Consider the following 17,998-nt stretch of genomic DNA (forward strand, 5'->3'; position numbering starts at 1 on the left):
GCCCGTGTCAGCCAAAGCGGTCACTATCGGCATCGACATCGGTACGACGGCCGTGAAGGCGGTGGCCGCCGACGAGGATGGTCAGGTGGCCGCGCGGGTCCGGATCCCGCACCGATTGCGGGTCCCCGCACCAGATCAGTTCGAACATGACGCCGACGAGGCGTGGCGGCGGGGACCGTTGGCGGCCCTTGCCGAATTGCGTCGGCCCGATGCCGCGGCGGTGGCGGTCACCGCGATGGTGCCGTCCCTGACGGCCGTCGACGACGAGGGACGGCCGCTCACCCCGGGCCTGCTCTACGGCGACGTCCGCGGTAGGCGGGACGCCGGCCCGGACACCACGTTCCTCTCCGGTGAAGCAGAAGAGTTCCTGCGCTGGACGGTGGGGGAGGCGCCCGGCGCCCACGGGTACTGGCCCGCGGCGGCGGTGGCCAATCACGTGCTCGCGGGCGAGGCAATCATCGACAATTCCACCGCCAGCACCGCTTATCCGTTGTTCGACGGCGAGCGGTGGAGCGAATCGGTCTGCGCCGAGTGCGGTACGAACCCGGCGGCGATGCCACGCGTGGAGACGACCGGCGTCGCGGTGGGTCGGCTGCGGGACTCCGACACCGTGTTGGCCGCGGGCGCGGTCGATGCGGTGTGCGAACAGATCGTCGCGGGCGCCGACCAGGACGGCGACGTCCTCGTGTTGTGCGGCACGACTCTGATCGTGTGGGTGACGATCAGTGAGTTCCGTGAGGTGCCCGGCCTCTGGACGCTGCCACACACCGCCGCGGGCAAGCTCCAGATCGGCGGGCCGAGTAACGCGGGTGGTTTGTTCCTCGGCTGGGTGGACCGCCTCGTCGGAAACGGCGACGTCGACCCCGGGCGGGTGCCGGTGTGGTCGCCCTACCTGCGCGGTGAACGCGTCCCGCTGCACGATCCCGATCGCCGCGGCGTGCTCGACGGGCTGAACCTCACCCACGACGGTGCCTCGGTGCGACGCGCCGCCTATGAGGCGTCGGGATTCGTTGTGCGGCAGATCGTCGAGATGAGCGGCGCCCGGGCGACGCGCATTGTCGCGACGGGCGGCGGCACGCGCGTCGCGCCGTGGATGCAGGCCATCGCCGACGCCACCGGGCTGCCCGTGAGCGTGTCGGGCGTCGCCGAGGGCGCCGCGCTGGGTGCGGCGTTTTTGGCACGGATGGCGGCCGGACTCGAAACCGCCGTCGGCGACGCCGCGCGATGGGCCTCTGTCGACCGCATCGTAGAACCCGACCCCGCGTGGACCGACCCGGTAGAAGACCGGTACGCCAGGTTCCTCGAACTGGCAGGCGGACCTAGCGCTTGATCGCGGACAGGTAGCTCATGTCGGCGAAGAAGCCCATCGCACTGTCCTCCGGGAATTCGAACCCGTTGGCGGCGTAGGCGTCCCGCATCGCCTGCGCTGAGACGTCCCAACCTTTGGCGGTGAGGTAGTCGATGACGTCATTGCGCTCGTCGCGATAGATCAGCTCCGACATCTCGATGTCGTGACCGTACTTCTTGAGCCGGTCCGCGATCTCCTGCGACCTTTCGTCGGAGAACGCGCTGATGTCCGGGATGTGCTCGGTCGCGACACGGCTACCGGGCGCGCTGAGCTCGTCGATGCGGTCGAACAACAGGTCCTGAGCGTCGGGTGGCAGGTAGATCAGTAATCCCTCGGCGATCCACGCCGTCGGCTGGGTGGCGTCGAAGCCGTTATCCACCAGCGCTTTCGGCCAGTCCTCGCGGAGGTCGATCGCGATCGGTCGCCGGTCGGCGGCAGGCTCGGCGCCCAATTGCGCCAACGTGTCGCTCTTGAACGCGATGACCTCGGGCTGGTCCAGCTCGTAGACAGTGGTCCCCGCGGGCCACGCCAGCCGATACGCACGCGCGTCCAGCCCCGCGGCAAGGATCACGGCCTGCCGCACACCGGCGGCGGCCGCGTCGGTGAACAATGTGTCGAAATGGCGTGTGCGCACTGCCATTCCCTCTGCTGCGTTGCGCACGTTGAACCGAGGGTCGACCTCGTCGAGGTCGATCTCGCCGTCGAGTGCGCGGATGAAGAAGTCCATTCCGACGGCGCGCACCAACGGCTCGGCATACGGGTCGTGGATGAGTTCCTCACGGTTGCTCAGCGCCCGTTGCGCGGCGACCATCGTCGCTGTCGATCCGACGCTGGACGCCAGATCCCATGAATCGTTGTCGGTGCGTGGCATGGATTCCTACTTTCGAGTCGCGATGACTGCAAGCGAATCGCGGAGTGGTACAAGGGCTTCGGTGTCGGGAAACTCGCGGCCATACCCGGCGAACACCTCCGGGCGGCGACGGGCTGAGACGTTCCAGCCGTGCTCGCCCAGGTATTCGACGACCCCGTTGCGCTCACCGTCGTAGAACAACTTCGTGATGTCCATATCGGGGGCGTCACCCCAGCGGTCCTTCATGTCCTTGAGCCGCGCGCCGATGCTGGCGGCGGCGTCGGGGTGATACTCGGTGGCCAGCCGGCTGCCCCGCGCGCTGAGTGCCGTGATGTCGTCGAACAGCCGGTCCTGTGCGTCCGGCGGCAGATAGACCAGCAGACCTTCGGCACTCCAGGCCGTCGGCTGATGTGGGTCGAAACCACTGCCGCGCAACGCCTTCGGCCAGTCCTCACGCAGGTCGATGCCGACCGTGCGCTGTTCGGCGGCAGGGGTGGCACCGATGGACTCCATCGTCGCGCACTTGAACTCGATCACCTGGGGCTGGTCGATCTCGTAGACGACGGTGCCGTCCGACCATGACAGCCGGTAGGCGCGCGAATCCAGCCCCGACGCCAGAATCACGGCCTGGCGTATTCCGGCCGCGCCTGCCTCGGTGAAGAAGTCGTCGAAGAATCGCGTTCGCACCGCGATCGAGGTGGCGAGGAACGCCGGACCGCCGGGCTCGCCGTCGTCGGGCAATTCGACCTCCCCGTCGGCGAGCTTCGTGAAAAAGTCCAGGCCGACGGCGCGCACCAGCGCTGCGGCATAGGGGTCGTCGAACAGTGGGTCGGCATCACGACTCGCCACCGCGCGTGCCGCGGCCACCATCGTGGCGGTGGTGCCGACGCTGGACGCCAGATCCCAGCTGTCTCCTTCGGTTCGGCTGTCCGCCCGGCTCATGACCCGAGTATGCCCGTGACGTACTGCAGGTCACCGAATCGGGCGACGTCCTCGTCCTCTTCGGTGATTTCAGGCAATCCGTTCTCACTCAACAGCTGCTTGACACTCTGCCAAGAGACCTGCCAGCCGCGATCGGCCAGGTACGCCGACGCCTCGTTGCGGTCACCCAAGTAGATGAGGTCGGCGAAGTCGAGTTCGAAGCCGTGGTTCCGCCACTGCTGGGCGGCTTCCTGCATCCGCTCGATCGCCTTCTCGTGGTCCGCCGGATCGATGCCCGGCGTGCTCTCGACCGCGACGCGACTGCCGACGGCGCTGAGCTCGGTGATGGTGTCGAGCAGCTTGTCCTGTGCCTCCGGCGGCAGATAGCCCAACAGGCCCTCTGCGCTCCACGCGGTGGGCCTGCTCGGGTCGAACCCGGCGGCGATCAGTGCCGAGGGCCAGTCGAAGCGAAGATCCACCGCGACGGTCCGGCGGTCGGCAGTCGGCTCGGCGCCGAAGTCCGCGAGCGTCCTGGTCTTGAACTCGATGACCTCGGGCTGATCGATCTCGTAGACGGTCGTCCCCGCGGGCCACGCCAGCCGGTATGCCCGGGAGTCCAGGCCCGACGCCAGGATCACCGCCTGGCGGACCCCCGAGGCGGCGGCGTCTGCTGAATTGCCGCCTCCGACGGCGGCAGCAAAAAACTCGTCGAAGAACTTGGTCCGTACCGCCATGTTGTCGGTCATCCGCGCCATTCCGACGGATGCGTGGTCGACGTCGACATCCTCAGCGCGCAGCTCTCCACTTGCGAGCTTGGTGAAGAAGTCCACCCCGACCGCGCGGACCAGAGGTTCGGCGAACGGATCGTCGATCAATGCATCGTCGGCCTTGGTCGCGATCGCGCGCGCCGCGGCGACCATCGTCGCCGTCGCGCCGACGCTCGACGCGAGATCCCACGTGTCGTTCTCAGTCCTAGCCATCATCAGCCCCTAGTCGAAGAAGTCATTTACTTAGTGGATATAACGAGATAAGTCCCACGGTATGTTCCCCGGCTGAGAAGCAACTGTGAGTGCACATCGGGGCGGCAGGATGCAGGGCAAAGGAGCTGCAACTGTTAGTCTCGTAGACTGTTTGACGCGTGACTTCGCAGGCTGCGCGCCTGACGGACGTCGCTCATGATCGATACCCAGACTTAGCCAAGAACCCGCTGGTCAGACCAGCCACATTTGCATGCCGCTAGTCACAGGTCGGCTGCGCAGGAGGAAGAGTGCTTTCGGCTTTCATCTCGTCACTGCGGACAGTGGACCTGCGGCGCAAAATCCTCTTCACCATCGGCATCGTCATCCTTTACCGCGTGGGCGCCTCGATTCCGTCGCCCGGCGTCAACTACCCGAACGTTCAGCAGTGCATCGCGGAGGTCAGCGGCGGCGACTCGGGCCAGGTCTATTCACTGATCAACCTGTTCTCCGGCGGCGCACTACTGCAGCTCTCGGTGTTCGCGGTCGGCATCATGCCCTACATCACCGCCAGCATCATCGTGCAGCTGCTGACCGTCGTCATCCCGCGCTTCGAGCAGCTGCGTAAAGAGGGCCAGGCCGGCCAGACGAAGATGACGCAGTACACGCGTTATCTGTCGATCGCCCTGGCGCTGCTGCAATCCACCAGCATCGTCGCGCTGGCCGCCAACGGTGGCCTTCTTCAGGGCTGCACGCTCGACATCATTCAGGGCCAGAGCGACGGCCTGAACATCTTCACGCTCGTCGTGATGGTGCTGGTGATGACCGCGGGGGCCGCGCTGGTGATGTGGATGGGCGAGCTGGTGACCGAGCGCGGCATCGGCAACGGCATGTCGCTGATGATCTTCGCCAGCATCGCGTCGGCGATCCCCGGCGAGGGCAAGTCCATCCTGGACAGCCGCGGCGGTCTGGTGTTCACCATGGTCTGCCTGGCCACCCTGGGCATCGTCGTCGGCGTGGTGTTCGTGGAGCAGGGCCAGCGACGCATCCCGGTCCAGTACGCCAAGCGCATGGTCGGCAGGCGGATGTACGGCGGTACGTCGACCTATCTGCCGCTGAAGGTCAACCAGGCGGGTGTCATCCCGGTCATCTTCGCGTCGTCGCTGATCTACATCCCGCACCTGATCACGCAGCTGATCACCAGCGGTGACCCGAACGCGTCGAACAGCGGCTGGTCCAGGTTTGTCGCCGAGTACCTCACGAACCCCGCTGACCCGGTCTATATCGCGGTCTATTTCGGGCTCATCATCTTCTTCACGTACTTCTATGTGTCGATCACGTTCAACCCCGAGGAACGTGCCGACGAGATGAAGAAGTTCGGCGGGTTCATTCCAGGCATCCGTCCAGGTGCGCCCACCGCCGACTATCTGCGATATGTGCTCAATCGGATCACCCTGCCGGGCTCGATCTATCTGGGTGTCATCGCCGTGTTGCCGAACCTGTTCCTGCAGATCGGCAACACAGGCTCAGTGCAGAACCTGCCCTTCGGCGGTACTGCGGTTCTGATCATGGTCGGTGTCGGCTTGGATACGGTCAAACAGATCGAGAGCCAGCTGATGCAACGCAACTACGAAGGGTTCCTGAAGTGAGAGTCGTTCTACTCGGACCGCCCGGCGCGGGTAAAGGCACCCAGGCGCAGAAGCTCTCTGAGAAGCTCGGAATCCCGCAGATCTCGACCGGCGACCTGTTCCGCAAGAACATCAACGAAGGCACCGAGCTGGGGGTCGAGGCCAAGCGTTACCTTGACGCCGGCGACCTGGTGCCGAGCACCCTCACCAATGCACTCGTCGAAGACCGGATCGAGCAGGAGGACGCGGCCGCCGGGTTCATCCTCGACGGTTACCCGCGCTCGGTCGAGCAGGCCAAGGCCCTCGACGAGATGCTGAAGAACCACAACACCAAGCTCGACGCCGTGCTGGAGTTCGCCGTCTCAGAGGACGAGCTCTTCACGAGGCTCAAGGCCCGTGGCCGCGACGACGACACCGAAGACGTCATCCGCAACCGGATGCAGGTCTACCGGGACGAGACCGAGCCGCTGCTCGAGTATTACTCCCACAACAACCTCCAGACCGTCGATGCCGTGGGCCCGCTGGACGAGGTGTTCGCCCGGGCGCTACGAGCGCTCGGCAAGTAGTTCGGTCATGGGTCTGCCAGGGCTGCGGAGCCGCCGGGTCGTGCCGCAGCGCACCCCCGCCGAACTCGACGCGATGGCCGCTGCGGGTGCACTGGTTGCCTCCGCGTTGGCCGCGGTCCGCGAAGCCGCGGTCCCCGGTGTGTCCACGCTCGCGCTCGACGAGATCGCCGAAGCGGTGATCCGCGACGGTGGCGGCACCCCGTCGTTCCTCGGCTACCATGGCTTTCCGGCCAGCATCTGCTCGTCGGTCAATGATCGTGTAGTGCACGGCATTCCGTCCGCGGACGACATCCTCTCATCGGGCGATTTGGTGTCCATCGATTGCGGGGCGATCCTCGATGGTTGGCACGGCGACTCCGCGGTCACCTTCGGTATCGGTCCGTTGATTGCCGTCGACGAAGCGCTGTCCGCAGCCACCCGCGAGGCCATGGAGGCGGGCATCGCCGCCATGGTGCCCGGCAACCGGCTCACCGACGTCTCCCACGCGATCGAGGTCGAGTCGCATGCCGCCGAGAAGCGGTACGGCCGCAAGTTCGGGATCGTCGGCGGCTACGGCGGGCACGGCATCGGTAGGCAGATGCACATGGACCCGTTCCTGCCCAACGAAGGGGCGCCCGGAAGGGGCCCGCATCTGGCGGCTGGTTCGGTACTGGCCATCGAACCGATGCTCACGCTGGGCACCACGAAGACCGTTGTGCTCAAAGACCAGTGGACCGTCGTCACGGCGGACGGATCCCGCGCCGCCCACTGGGAACACACCGTCGCCGTCACCGACGACGGGCCGCGGATCCTCACGTCGCTCTAGAGCGCCCTCACCTCTGTGCCGCGACTGCGACACTGAACCGGATGACCCGCAACCTCGTATTACCAACGGAGGTTGAAATTTGGACGACCCGGGGACCGCAGAAAGCCAGGTCATGCGGGTGCTCTATCAGGAGCACGCCGCAGTTCTCTGGCGCTATGTCGTGCGGCTCACCGGGGATGCAGCTCGAGCGGAGGATGTCGTGCAGGAGACGCTACTGCGTGCGTGGCGCCATCCCGAGGTGACCGGCGACAGCGAGAGATCCGCGCGGGCGTGGCTGTTCACCGTCGCGCGTAACCTCGTCATCGACGAGAGACGAAGCGCGAGGTTCCGCAGCGAATCGGGCACCCCCGACATGGAACAGGCGGCGGACCACGCGGGACCCGACGAGGTGGAGGCGGCGCTGGACCGCATGTTGCTCAGCGAGGCGCTGGCCCAGCTGTCCGAGGACCACCGCGCCGTCATCAGCCGCGCGTACTACCAGGGCGCTTCGACCGCCCAGATGGCTGCCGATCTGCAGATCGCCGAAGGGACCGTGAAATCGCGGCTGCACTACGGGATGCAGGCCCTGCGCCTGCGGCTGCAGGAGATGGGGGTGAGGAGATGACACTGTTCGGGCTACCGAAGGGTGGTGGCGACGTGGACGACGATCGCTATGCGACGTGGGACGCTGCCTACGTCCTCGGCGCGTTGTCCACCGACGAGCGCCTGGAGTACGAGGCGCACCTGCAGACGTGTCCGCGGTGCCGCGCCGCCGTCGAGGAACTGGGTGAAATCCCTCCGCTGCTCGCCAAACTGGACAAGGCCGACGTGGCCTGGCTCGACGGAGAACAGTCCGAGCCGCAGCTGCGACCGCAGATGCTGGACTCGCTGTTGCATCGCGTCAACGCGAGCCGCAGGCGCTCCCGCTGGATGACGACCGCCGCGCTGGCCGCCGCGGCTGCGGTGCTCGCCGTTGGACTGGTGATCGCCATTCGACCCGATGCGCTGGGATTTGGGACCGGTACCGACCAGATCGCCGGAACCGCGATGGAGATGTCGAAGGTGTCCGAGACACCGATCAACGCGACCATCAGCCTGACCGGCTACGGCTGGGGTACCCGCATCGACATGGCGTGCACGTACGGCGACTGGGGCAGGCGCGATGCACCGCCGCAGAATCTGGGCATGGTTGTGGTCGGCCGCGACGGTAGTCAAAGCCAGGTCGCGACGTGGCTGGGCTTGTCGGGCGCGACGGCGCTACCCAGCGCGAACACGCCCCTCCCGATCGACGAAATCGCTGCTGTGCAACTGGTTTCACCCGATTCGGGCCAGGTACTGCTCGAAAAACAGCTGTGATTCCAGACACCGGGTGAACCGAATCTTCCAGCCATTCGTGTCCTCTATATGGCAGGGCATCGAGTTGTCGACCACGTGGTCGGGTATCTCGCGTCGGCGGGGGTCGAATACATCTTCGGCGTCGACGGCGCGAACATCGAGGATCTGTACGACGCTGCGTTCTACCGCGCTGACATCACCGCGGTGCTGGCCAAGCACGAGTTCTCCGCTGCCACAATGGCCGACGGCTACAGCCGCAGCGGCGCCGGACTGGGCGTGGTCGCCGCGACGTCGGGCGGCGGATGCCTCAACACGGTTCCCGGCCTAGGCGAAGCTTATGCAAGCCGGGTGCCGGTGCTGGCACTCATCGGGCAGGCCCCGACGACACTCGACGGTCGAGGTGCGTTCCAGGACACCAGCGGCCGCAACGGTGCACTCGACGGGCAGGCGCTGTTCTCGGCGGTGTCGGTCTATTGCCGGCGTGTGACGACCCCAGAAGACATCATCACGGCGCTGCCGGAGGCCATTGCCGCAGCGAAGACGGGCGGTCCCGCAGTCCTGTTGTTGCCCAAGGATATTCAGCAGGCGGCAATGAAGGCCGTGAACGGTGCCGACATCTCGATCACTCAACGCGACGTACACACCGGTGATCCGCATCCGATTGTGCGCGCACTTCGGCGGGTCGACGGTCCGGTCACGATCATCGCCGGTGAACAGGTGGCCCGAGACGACGCCCGTGCCGAACTCGAACAGCTGCGGGCACTGCTGCGGGCGCGGGTGGCATGCGTGCCCGACGCCAAAGACGTCGCGGGCACACCGGGGATGGGCTCGTCGTCCGCCCTCGGCGTGACCGGTGTGATGGGCCATCCCAGCGTGGCGACCGCCATCGCCGAAAGCGCCCTGTGCCTCGTGGTCGGCACCCGGCTGTCGGTGACGGCGCGCGCCGGTCTGGACCATGCGCTGCGGTCGACGAACGTCTACTCGATCGGGGCCGAGGCTCCCTTTCTGCCGTGGACCCACGTGCAAACCGACGACCTGCGCGGGTCGTTGTCCAGGCTCACCACGGCACTGTCAGGTCGCGGCAGGCCGCCCCGGCTCCGAGTCCCCGATGCGGTGCGCCGCACGGAGTTGCACCCACCCGCGCACGGCGGGCCGGGGATTCGGTATCGCGACGCGATGACGTTGCTCGACCGGATGCTGCCCGACGGCGTCGACGTCGTCGTCGACGCGGGCAACATCGGCGCTGCGGCCATACATCACCTGCCGGTCCGCCGTGACGGCCGGTTCATCGTCGCGCTGGGGATGGGCGGTATGGGGTACAGCTTCGGTGCCGGTATCGGCGTGGCGTTCGGCAACGCCGCCGATCCGAACAGCCGCACCGTCGTCATCTCGGGCGATGGCTCGTTCTTCATGCACGGCATGGAGATTCACACCGCGCTGCAGTACAGACTGCCCGTCACCTTTCTACTGTTCGACAACCACGCGCACGCGATGTGTGTGACGCGCGAACAGCAGTTCTACGGCGACCTGTACAGCTACAACCGGTTCGGGCCGAGCCGGCTGGGCGCCGGACTCGCAGCAATGTTCCCGGACCTGCGTTCGGTGGACGTCGACGATATCGGCGCCCTGCCCGCCGCGCTCGAGACCGCATTCGGCGCGGAGGGCCCCTCGGTCGTGAGCATCGAGTGTTCCGCAGATGAAATCCCACCGTTCGCAGCATTTCTCGGCAACGACGCCGACGCTGACAAGAAGCCCGACATCACCAAGGAGGAGCACCCCTATGTCGCTGCCCGCACTTGAGGACATCGCGGTCGACCGCGGCACCACCGACCCGATCGACGGTGTGACCCGCGTCGAAACCTCTCCGAAGGAGAAGGCGACACCGATCATCATGGAGATGATGAGGTCGGTGTATCCCCACGACGAGGTGTTCGGAACATACTGCACCGTCAACGATTACGTCGACTGTCCGCCCGACGAGCTCTACGAATGGCTGGCGGACACCCGCTGCCTCGAGGAGTGGACCTACAGCCTGCGCGGGTTCGAGCAGACCGATGAACCCGGACTCTGGGTGGCCTACGACAAGCTCGGCGGCGACACGGGAAGCCCGATCTACACGCGAACCGTCGCCAACCCCGACGCGCGCACGATCGACTACCACTGCGCCTGGGATCAGGGCAAGCACCTCTGGATGATCTATCTGATGCGAATCGTCGACGCGCAGTTGGTGTTCGACAAGCCCGGCTCGGTGGTGCTGTGGACCAACTGCCATCATCCGTTCTACGACGAAAATCCCTACCCGGAGACCGCACCGCCCAAGCGCCCGGTGTGGGTCGGAGACTTCTGGGACATGTTCGGCCCCGGTCATCTGCTGGAGCTCAAGAACCTCAAGGCGATCGCCGAGTATCGCCATCACCACGGCCTCGCCGTCAAGCCGGATTGGATGAAGTGATGACTGTCAGTCTGATCGATGTGTCGACGTATCTGCCTGGGAAACCGATCAGCGCCGACTACTACGCCCAGTTCGCCGAATCCGACGACCTGCGGGACAACGTGATGTTCAAGGCGCCCAAGTTCCGTCATCATGTCGCCGAGGACGAGACGGCCATCGACATGGTGGAAAGTGCCGCGGCCGGGCTGATCGAACGCCACGGCCAGGACACGGTCGCGGGCGCCGATATCCTGATCACCCACACCCAGATGCCGGACATGCCGTTCTACGGCGGAGGCGGCGGAATGGCGCATCGCCTTGGGATGAAACCGAATTGGGTCCTCGATCTGCACAACGGCGGATGTGCAGCGTTCGTGCTCGCACTGAAGGTGGCACGCAACCTGATCGAGTCGGGTGAAGGGCGCACCGCACTGATCGCGATCGCTCAGAATGCGGCCGGCCAGGCGTTCGACCAGCCGACGATTCGGCGCAAGGCGCAGGCGTCAGTGCCGGGCGACGGTGCCGCGGTAGGGCTGGTGACCCTGTCCGACCAGTCGCCGATCCTCGACATCGAATGCCGCACCTACGGTGAATTCGCCGGCGATATGACGCTCGCCGTCGATCCGCCCCGTAAGTGGTGGCAAGCCGGTCCGGGGGAGGGCTGCATCGGGTTCACCGAAAGCAAGATCACCAAGGTGCTGGCCCGGGGCAACCGACAGGTGCCCGAGGTGTCCTACGCGGTCTGTGATCGGATCGGCGTGAAGCCAAGGGATCTCGACCTCCTGGTCACCAACCAGCCGAATCGCGCATTCCTGCGGAACTGGCGCGAAGCGATGGAGCTGGATAAATCGAGACACCTCGATACTTTTGATGACTGCGGGAACCTGTTCGCCGCGGGTATTCCGATCAACCTGGACCGTGCCATCACCGACGGCCAGCTGAAAAAGGGTGATGTCGTCATGATGTCGGCGTTCGCGCACGCCGGAGACTTCGCGGGAGCCGCAGCCGTCAGGTGGGGTGGGAGGATCTGATGTCCACCCCCAATCGCGAGGTGACGGACGCAGCCGTGAGCGCGCTACCCGGTGCGGTGAACCCAATGGCGCTGTCGCTCAACGAGAATCCGTTCCCGCCGCTGCCGTCGGTGCGGTCCGCGCTGGTGTCCGCCATCGATGCGGGCAACCGGTATCCGGAGTTCCTTCCCGAGCGGCTTCGTACATTGATCGCCGGTCATCTCGGTGTACGCGACGAGCAGGTCGTCATCGGGGTCGGTGCCACGGGCGTGATCATGCAGGTGCTCAACGCTGTCACGAGCCCCGGCGACAAAATGGTGATGACGTCACCGACGTTCGACGGCTATCCGATCTTCGCCCACATGGCCCGGCTGGAGTCGGTCACCGTCAGCCTCGACGAGCACGGCCACCACGACCTAGACGCCATGGCCGACGCTGCCGCGAAGGCCCGAGTCGTGGTGGTGTGCCGGCCGCACAATCCGACCGGAACGGTCGAGTCGGCGGCCGACATCGGGCGGTTTCTTCAGCGCATCCCGGCCGACACCGTTGTCGTACTCGACGAGGCGTATGTCGAGTTCCTCGCGCCACACCATCGCATCGACGGTCCTGAACTCGTCGCCCGTTATCCGAATGTCGTTGTGGTGCGGACTTTCTCGAAGGCATATGGGCTGGCGGGTCTTCGCGTCGGCTACGGATTCTGTGCGTCCGAGCTGGCCCGCAAGCTATGGACCATGCAGCAGCCGTTCGGTATCGCCATCACCGGAATGGTGGCCGTCGCCGCGTCGTATGACGCCGAAAGCGAGCTGCAACAACGTATTCGGATGATCACCGCCGAACGTCGCTACCTGCGCATGCGCCTGCGGGCGATGGGGGTGTACAGCACCGATGCTCACGCCAACTTCGTCTATCTGCCACCCTGGGGCCGGCAGTGGCGCGAGGTGTTCGACGGTACCGGCCTGAAGGTCCGCGGCTATGCCGACGGCGGTGTACGAATCACCGTCGGCAGCCGTCAGTCCACCCGTGCGGTGGTGAGCGCTGTGCAGGCTGCGCTGCAGTGACTGCGTGGATCAGTATTCGACCCTGAATCCGCCGATCAGGCTGATCGTGTTGCCATCGGGATCGGTGAGCGCCGACAGGTGGACCCCCTTGCTGGCGCCGGTGACGTCGCCGGGCTCGAGTCCGCGTTCGCGGAGCTCAGCCATGTGGGTCTGGAGATCGTCGACGGCGAAGTTCAGCAGCCCGGACCCCGCGCGTGCGGCGTCGACGAAGACCTGGACCCAACCGCCGGGCACGACCTGCCATTCGACGAGCGTCGGCATCGGGTTGTTGTCGGCCGGGCGCCCGAAGAGCGTCTCGTACCAGCGGCCGCTCACCTGTAGGTCGGACACCGGCACGACGGCGAGTACATGCTGGATGGACATCGATTCCCTTCCTTGTCGTTAAGGACAGACTCGTGGCAGACGCGAGAGTCATCGCACGGACCCGAGCCTGCCCTGTGCGGTATGAAGGGGCGTGCCCTCGCAACCGTCGTGGCCGCGCAAGCGCGACCCCATCGAGTTGGCGCGCGCCAACTGGGAGCGCTTCGGCTGGGGTGACGTCGCCGACGGCATGGTGGCGGTCACGTCGGTGATGCGGGCCCACCAGATACTGCTGGCCCGGGTCGAGAACGCGCTGCGGCCGTACGACCTGAGCTTTTCCCGATACGAATTGCTGCGGTTGTTGGCCTTCAGCCGCGGCGGCGCGCTGCCGATCACCAAGGCGTCGGACCGGCTGCAGGTGCACGTCACCAGCGTCACGCACGCGATCCGGCGGCTGGAGGCCGACGGCCTGGTGGAGCGCACACCCCATCCGACCGATGGCCGCACCACGCTGGTGCGGATCACCGATCTCGGCCGGTCGACGGTCGAGGACGCCACCGTCACGCTCAACAGCGAGGTGTTCGCCGACATCGGCATGTCCGACAGCGAGTCCCGTGCGCTCGCGGCCTCGATCGAGACGCTGCGCCGTAATTCCGGCGACTTCTAAGAGCGCGGAAGCGGGATCGTCGCGGTCACCGCGGTGCCCGAACCCGGGCGCGACCGGATGTTCAGCCGGCCGCCGACGATCTCGGCTCGTTCGGCCATCGACAGCAGGCCGTAGCCGCCCATCTCGTCGCTGCCCAGGGGATGCTCGAAAGTGTCGAAACCGACTCCGTCGTCGACTATTTCGAGCCGGGCGATGTCCCCGGTCTCGCCCGCGTCGACGGCAAAGGTGAGCCGCGCGGACGTGGCTTTCGCATGTTTGACGACATTTTGCAGGCATTCCTGCGCGATTCGGTACAGCGCGAGCTCGATGTGGTCGGGCACGCGGGTCTCCACCAGCTCGACGTCGATGCCGACCTGGGGGATGGACCGCGCGAGGCTGGCGAGGCCGCCCGCCAGCCCGAGATCGTCGAGCACAGGCGGACGTAGTCCGCTGATGGCGGCGCGCGCTTCGCCCAGCGTCAGATCGACGAGTTCGCGGGCCTTCTCCAACTGTTCGGAGGCAGCCTCTGGATCGTCGGACACCGCGCGGCTGGCCGCGTCGAGCCGGTACGACAAGGTGATCAGTCGCTGCGAGATGCCGTCGTGAATATCGCCGGCCAGCCGCCGCCGTTCGAGCTCCTGGGCCTCGATGACCTGCTCGACGAAGTTCTCGTGGGCTCGTTCGCGAGCGACCAGCTGGCGGTGCAAGCGGGCCTGATGGAGCGCACCGGCGATCAGCCTGCCGATCACCAGCAGCAGTTCGACGTCGCGAGAGGTGAAGTCGCGGTGCTCGACGGTGTGCACATTGAGCACGCCGACCAGCCCGCCCGGGTCGGTCTCCATCGGCACCGACACCATGGACGTGAAGTCCTTGCCGCGCAGGGACTCGAACGGCATGTAGCGCGGATCGGCTTCCTTGTCCTGCCTGATCACCACCGGCTCGCGGTGGCTGGCGACCCATCCGGAAATGCCCCGGCCCAACGGCAAGCGGATCTTGCCCACCTCGGCGTCGAACGGCGGTGTCGCGCCCGCGAGCGTCAGCGACCGGTCGCTGTCGTCGAGGACGTGGACGAAGCACACGTCGCTGGCGGTGGCGGCGGTGATCATCCGTGCGGCCGCCGCGGCCAGCGGCTCGACCCCGGGCCCCTTGGACGCGGCCTGGATCAGTTCGCGCAGCAGTGCGAGTTCGCGGTCGGTGTCGACGAGGTCGCGGACCGCGTTCGGGGGGCGGGCGTCCGGGCTCATTGGTAAATGCCCTCGCGGAGGGCGGTCGCCACGGCTCCGGTGCGGTCGCTGACCCCGAGCTTGCGGTAGATCGAGCTCAGGTGCGTCTTGACGGTCTCGTCGCCGATCACCAGCTTGGACGCGATGGCGCGGTTGGACAGGCCGTTCACGACGTACGAGAGGATCTCGCTCTCGCGCTGCGTCAAACCCTGGCGCGCACCGGGCCAGAATTCGTCGCGCTGCATCCGTGCGGCGGTGTCCACCGCCCTGGCGGCCATGCTCGGGTCGATCGCCGTCTCACCGCGGTGCACGAACTCGAGCTGACGGACGAGCTCGTCGCTGCTGATGCTTTTCAGGAGGTATCCGGACGCGCCTACCCGCAGGGCCTGAAAGAGGTATTGCTCGTCGTCGTAGACGGACAGCATGACGACCTTGCGCTTGGGATCGCGACCGCGCAACGCCACGCAGAGGTCCAGGCCGCTGGACCCGTGCATGCGGACGTCGGACAGCACGATGTCGGGGTTCAACTCGTCGACGACGCTGAGCGCACGTTCGGCGCCGATGGCCTGTCCGACGACCTCCACGCGCTCCCGAAACGCCGCGAGCATGGCCTTGAGACCCTCGATCACCATCTCGTGGTCATCGACGAGCACCAGACGAACCGGTGGGCTCAGCTCTTCGGAAGCCATGTGCACCACCTTATGACCTGGCCTTTTCTCGGGGAAACGAAGTTGGCATCGACGATCCCCCAAATGGGGGAGGTTGTAACGCTGTGACGTGGGCCACCCTAGCTGCATGCCGACAACGCACGAGACGACTTGGCGCGCGGGCCGCTTCTGGTGGGACTCCGCATCGCCGGCAGGAACCGGATGTCCGCTGCGCGCGGTGATCTTCGACCTCGATGCCCTGACCGATATCGAGTGCGAGGGCCACCGAGAGGCGTACAACGCCGCGTTCGCGGCGCATGGTCTGGACTTTCAGTGGTCGGTGACGCGGTACCGGCAGCTGCTCGCGCTCACCGATGAGCGACAGCGCGTCGCGGCCGAGCTGCGCAAGCGAGGGGTGGCCACCGAGTCGGACGTGCTGACCAGGCTGCTGGCCGACGACATCTACACGACCAAGACGATGTTGTTCGACGAGCTGATCCTCGAGCGCGATCTCGCGCCGCGCCCCGGCCTCGTCGACTTCGTCGCCGAAACCTTCGGGGCCGGTGTGCAGGTCGCCGTCGTGACGAGCGGACAGCGCAGCTGGGCGGAGCCCTTGGTGCGCCAGCTGGTCGGCGAGGGAATCGTCGAGACGGTGGTGACCGCCGAGGACGTCAAGAAGCCCATGCCGGATTCCGAAGCCCATCGCCTGGCACTCGCCGAGCTCGGGATCACCGCCGAGAACGCGCTCGCGGTCAGCGGCTCGGCCTGCGGGCTGCGGGCCGCGACGAAATCCGGGCTGGCCACGGTCGTCATCACTGGTGAAGGCGTGCCCGATATCCCGGCCGCTGTCGCGGTGCGGGAGGACTTCGCCGGCAGCGCACCGCTGCATGTCGCCGACTGCCAGCGTATGCACGGCCGTTGGTGGGCGACACACAAGCGGACCGCCGCTTAACCGAAAGTGCCGTTTCGGCACCGTCTGCGCAGATAAAATTCGCGCGCACGGCGGTGTGTCGTTGGCTGGAGCCGCCGTCGAGGCGGTGAACTAGGTCATGGCTCAGAAAACCGGGGTCGCAGCCGAGCTTGTCTGCGGCGAGGTCGACGAAGGCTACGGGAAAGTCGCCGACGCGTTTCGGCTGAACATGGCCAGCGGCGCGGAAGTCGGCGCCGCGCTGACGGTCTATCGCGACGGCCGCAAAGTCGTCGATCTCTGGGGTGGATTCCGCAATGGGACCACTCGCGCGCCGTGGACGAACGACACCCTGGTCAACACCTTTTCGACGACCAAAGGTGTTGCCGCGCTGGCCGTCGCGCGAGCCGTTTCGCGTGGGCTCCTCGATTACGACGCACGAGTGGCCGACTACTGGCCCGCGTTCGCCCAGGGCGGCAAGGAATCGGTCACCGTTCGGCAACTGCTGGCCCATCAGGCCGGGCTGCCGGTGATCAAACCGCTGCTGACCCTTGCCGATATCGCGGTGCCGGAGCGTCTCTCGGAGCGCTTGGCCGCACAGCCGCCCGCTTGGCCGCCGGGGACCCGCCACGGCTATCACGGCGTCACGCTCGGGTGGTATGCGTCCGAACTCATCCGCCACGTCGATCCCGAGCGGCGCACTCTCGGCCGGTATTTCGCCGAGGAGATCGCTAGACCGCTGGCCCTGGACTTCCACATCGGGCTGCCGGACTGGATCGATCGCGATCGGGTTGCGCATCTGCATGTGCCGTCCCAGGTCGCCACGTTGTTGCATCTGCATGTGCTGCCACCGAGGCTGGCGGCCGCCTGGTTCATCCCGATGACGTTGACCGCGCAGGCCGGTGTCGCATTCGAAGGGGCCAACGGCCTCTCGACGTTCAACCGCGAAGACGTCCGTGTCGTCGAGATACCGGCCGCCAACGGGACCGGCACCGCTGAATCGGTGGCCAAGCTCTACGGCGACGCCGCCATCGGCGGATCGAAGATCGGTTTGACGCCGGAGGTCTTCGCCGCCCTGACGGCGCCCCCGGCGTATCCGACAAAGGGTTTGCGCGACAAGGTGTTGCACGTCGACACGTCCTTCTCACTGGGGTTCGGCAGACCCATTCCGAACTCTGCGAAATACGTGATCGGATCCTCGGACAAGGCGTTCGGTGCGCCGGGTGCGGGCGGTTCGGTCGGTTTCGCCGATCCCGATACCGGTGTCGGCTTCGGCTACGTGATGAACAAGCTCGGATTCCATCTGATCAGCGACCCGCGCGCACTTCGGCTGCGGCAGGCGTTGTTCCGCGACGTACTGGGGGCGAGGCCGCAAAGATGAGACAACG

General features: G+C 66.3%; 19 protein-coding genes. 13 read left to right on the forward strand and 6 right to left on the reverse strand.

Annotation, left to right across the window (positions count from 1 at the left end; translation table 11 throughout):
• Positions 1-4 precede the first annotated feature (4 nt).
• Positions 5-1,330: a xylulokinase gene (locus G6N42_RS27565; protein ID WP_163735525.1), complete on the forward strand. Its 1,326-nt coding sequence runs from the start codon at positions 5-7 to the stop codon at positions 1,328-1,330.
• Here G6N42_RS27565 and G6N42_RS27570 read toward each other — a convergent pair.
• The 3 genes from G6N42_RS27570 to G6N42_RS27580 are packed head-to-tail and all read right to left on the reverse strand — an operon-like array spanning position 1,320 to position 4,099.
• Positions 1,320-2,219, reverse strand: a complete 900-nt coding sequence (locus G6N42_RS27570) for a class I SAM-dependent methyltransferase (protein ID WP_163735528.1) — start codon at positions 2,217-2,219, stop codon at positions 1,320-1,322. The genes G6N42_RS27565 and G6N42_RS27570 overlap by 11 nt on opposite strands.
• Before the next feature lie 6 nt (positions 2,220-2,225).
• Positions 2,226-3,140: an SAM-dependent methyltransferase gene (locus G6N42_RS27575; protein ID WP_163735531.1), complete on the reverse strand. Its 915-nt coding sequence runs from the start codon at positions 3,138-3,140 to the stop codon at positions 2,226-2,228.
• Entirely contained in the window at positions 3,137-4,099 is a 963-nt protein-coding gene (locus G6N42_RS27580; protein ID WP_163735534.1) for a class I SAM-dependent methyltransferase, read from the reverse strand. Before G6N42_RS27580 ends, G6N42_RS27575 begins: the two co-directional genes overlap by 4 nt.
• A 287-nt stretch (positions 4,100-4,386) precedes the next feature.
• On the opposite strand from G6N42_RS27580, the gene secY reads away from it, so the two are divergent.
• The 9 genes from secY (at position 4,387) to G6N42_RS27625 (ending at position 12,887) form a co-directional block, all read left to right on the forward strand.
• Positions 4,387-5,724 carry a preprotein translocase subunit SecY gene (gene secY, locus G6N42_RS27585; RefSeq protein WP_163735538.1) on the forward strand — a complete coding sequence of 446 codons (1,338 nt, stop codon included), beginning with the start codon at positions 4,387-4,389 and terminating at the stop codon, positions 5,722-5,724.
• Positions 5,721-6,269: an adenylate kinase gene (locus G6N42_RS27590; RefSeq protein WP_163735541.1), complete on the forward strand. Its 549-nt coding sequence runs from the start codon at positions 5,721-5,723 to the stop codon at positions 6,267-6,269. Before secY ends, G6N42_RS27590 begins: the two co-directional genes overlap by 4 nt.
• A 7-nt stretch (positions 6,270-6,276) precedes the next feature.
• The gene (map, locus tag G6N42_RS27595) at positions 6,277-7,074 is read left to right on the forward strand and encodes a type I methionyl aminopeptidase (RefSeq protein ID WP_163735545.1); all 798 of its coding nucleotides are present in this window, start codon (positions 6,277-6,279) and stop codon (positions 7,072-7,074) included.
• 79 nt (positions 7,075-7,153) lie between these two features.
• Positions 7,154-7,678, forward strand: a complete 525-nt coding sequence (locus G6N42_RS27600) for a sigma-70 family RNA polymerase sigma factor (protein ID WP_163735548.1) — start codon at positions 7,154-7,156, stop codon at positions 7,676-7,678.
• Positions 7,675-8,409 (forward strand): anti-sigma factor family protein, encoded by a 735-nt coding sequence (locus G6N42_RS27605; RefSeq protein WP_163735551.1) that lies wholly within the window; start codon positions 7,675-7,677, stop codon positions 8,407-8,409. The genes G6N42_RS27600 and G6N42_RS27605 overlap by 4 nt, the downstream gene beginning before the upstream one ends.
• Before the next feature lie 48 nt (positions 8,410-8,457).
• Positions 8,458-10,188, forward strand: coding sequence for a thiamine pyrophosphate-binding protein (locus G6N42_RS27610; RefSeq protein WP_163735554.1), 1,731 nt, complete (start codon positions 8,458-8,460; stop codon positions 10,186-10,188).
• Positions 10,169-10,840, forward strand: coding sequence for an SRPBCC family protein (locus tag G6N42_RS27615; protein ID WP_163735557.1), 672 nt, complete (start codon positions 10,169-10,171; stop codon positions 10,838-10,840). The genes G6N42_RS27610 and G6N42_RS27615 overlap by 20 nt, the downstream gene beginning before the upstream one ends.
• On the forward strand, positions 10,840-11,850 hold the full coding sequence (locus G6N42_RS27620) for a 3-oxoacyl-ACP synthase III family protein (RefSeq protein ID WP_163735560.1): 1,011 nt from the start codon (positions 10,840-10,842) through the stop codon (positions 11,848-11,850). Before G6N42_RS27615 ends, G6N42_RS27620 begins: the two co-directional genes overlap by 1 nt.
• On the forward strand, positions 11,850-12,887 hold the full coding sequence (locus tag G6N42_RS27625) for a pyridoxal phosphate-dependent aminotransferase (RefSeq protein WP_163735563.1): 1,038 nt from the start codon (positions 11,850-11,852) through the stop codon (positions 12,885-12,887). Before G6N42_RS27620 ends, G6N42_RS27625 begins: the two co-directional genes overlap by 1 nt.
• 9 nt (positions 12,888-12,896) lie before the next feature.
• Here the strand turns inward: G6N42_RS27625 and G6N42_RS27630 are convergent, their stop codons facing one another.
• Complete coding sequence (locus G6N42_RS27630) at positions 12,897-13,250, reverse strand: VOC family protein (RefSeq protein ID WP_163735566.1); 354 nt, start codon at positions 13,248-13,250, stop codon at positions 12,897-12,899.
• Between the two features lie 91 nt (positions 13,251-13,341).
• Between G6N42_RS27630 and G6N42_RS27635 the strand changes: the two genes are divergently transcribed.
• Positions 13,342-13,854, forward strand: a complete 513-nt coding sequence (locus G6N42_RS27635) for a MarR family winged helix-turn-helix transcriptional regulator (protein WP_163735569.1) — start codon at positions 13,342-13,344, stop codon at positions 13,852-13,854.
• Here the strand turns inward: G6N42_RS27635 and G6N42_RS27640 are convergent.
• On the reverse strand, positions 13,851-15,077 hold the full coding sequence (locus G6N42_RS27640) for a GAF domain-containing sensor histidine kinase (protein WP_163735571.1): 1,227 nt from the start codon (positions 15,075-15,077) through the stop codon (positions 13,851-13,853). The two genes, G6N42_RS27635 and G6N42_RS27640, sit on opposite strands and share 4 nt — an antisense overlap.
• Complete coding sequence (locus G6N42_RS27645) at positions 15,074-15,745, reverse strand: response regulator (protein ID WP_163735573.1); 672 nt, start codon at positions 15,743-15,745, stop codon at positions 15,074-15,076. The genes G6N42_RS27640 and G6N42_RS27645 overlap by 4 nt, the downstream gene beginning before the upstream one ends.
• 106 nt (positions 15,746-15,851) lie before the next feature.
• On the opposite strand from G6N42_RS27645, the gene G6N42_RS27650 reads away from it, so the two are divergent.
• The gene (locus G6N42_RS27650) at positions 15,852-16,655 is read left to right on the forward strand and encodes an HAD family hydrolase (RefSeq protein ID WP_163735581.1); all 804 of its coding nucleotides are present in this window, start codon (positions 15,852-15,854) and stop codon (positions 16,653-16,655) included.
• Positions 16,656-16,752: 97 nt separating this feature from the next.
• Positions 16,753-17,991 carry a serine hydrolase domain-containing protein gene (locus G6N42_RS27655; protein WP_163735584.1) on the forward strand — a complete coding sequence of 413 codons (1,239 nt, stop codon included), beginning with the start codon at positions 16,753-16,755 and terminating at the stop codon, positions 17,989-17,991.
• Positions 17,992-17,998: the final 7 nt, after the last annotated feature.

The organism is Mycobacterium gallinarum (assembly GCF_010726765.1).
Classification (GTDB): Bacteria; Actinomycetota; Actinomycetes; order Mycobacteriales; family Mycobacteriaceae; genus Mycobacterium; species Mycobacterium gallinarum.

What these genes read in the sequence shown, in the direction of transcription:
- G6N42_RS27625 (WP_163735563.1), top strand. Translation starts at nt 11,850, where the DNA reads ATGTCCACCCCCAATCGCGAGGTGACGGACGCAGCCGTGAGCGCGCTA.
- G6N42_RS27620 (WP_163735560.1), top strand. Translation starts at nt 10,840, where the DNA reads ATGACTGTCAGTCTGATCGATGTGTCGACGTATCTGCCTGGGAAACCG.
- G6N42_RS27630 (WP_163735566.1), bottom strand. Translation starts at nt 13,250, where the DNA reads ATGTCCATCCAGCATGTACTCGCCGTCGTGCCGGTGTCCGACCTACAG.
- G6N42_RS27655 (WP_163735584.1), top strand. Translation starts at nt 16,753, where the DNA reads ATGGCTCAGAAAACCGGGGTCGCAGCCGAGCTTGTCTGCGGCGAGGTC.
- G6N42_RS27640 (WP_163735571.1), bottom strand. Translation starts at nt 15,077, where the DNA reads ATGAGCCCGGACGCCCGCCCCCCGAACGCGGTCCGCGACCTCGTCGAC.
- G6N42_RS27570 (WP_163735528.1), bottom strand. Translation starts at nt 2,219, where the DNA reads ATGCCACGCACCGACAACGATTCATGGGATCTGGCGTCCAGCGTCGGA.
- G6N42_RS27575 (WP_163735531.1), bottom strand. Translation starts at nt 3,140, where the DNA reads ATGAGCCGGGCGGACAGCCGAACCGAAGGAGACAGCTGGGATCTGGCG.
- G6N42_RS27605 (WP_163735551.1), top strand. Translation starts at nt 7,675, where the DNA reads ATGACACTGTTCGGGCTACCGAAGGGTGGTGGCGACGTGGACGACGAT.
- G6N42_RS27610 (WP_163735554.1), top strand. Translation starts at nt 8,458, where the DNA reads ATGGCAGGGCATCGAGTTGTCGACCACGTGGTCGGGTATCTCGCGTCG.
- map (WP_163735545.1), top strand. Translation starts at nt 6,277, where the DNA reads ATGGGTCTGCCAGGGCTGCGGAGCCGCCGGGTCGTGCCGCAGCGCACC.
- G6N42_RS27615 (WP_163735557.1), top strand. Translation starts at nt 10,169, where the DNA reads ATGTCGCTGCCCGCACTTGAGGACATCGCGGTCGACCGCGGCACCACC.
- G6N42_RS27580 (WP_163735534.1), bottom strand. Translation starts at nt 4,099, where the DNA reads ATGGCTAGGACTGAGAACGACACGTGGGATCTCGCGTCGAGCGTCGGC.
- G6N42_RS27650 (WP_163735581.1), top strand. Translation starts at nt 15,852, where the DNA reads ATGCCGACAACGCACGAGACGACTTGGCGCGCGGGCCGCTTCTGGTGG.
- G6N42_RS27645 (WP_163735573.1), bottom strand. Translation starts at nt 15,745, where the DNA reads ATGGCTTCCGAAGAGCTGAGCCCACCGGTTCGTCTGGTGCTCGTCGAT.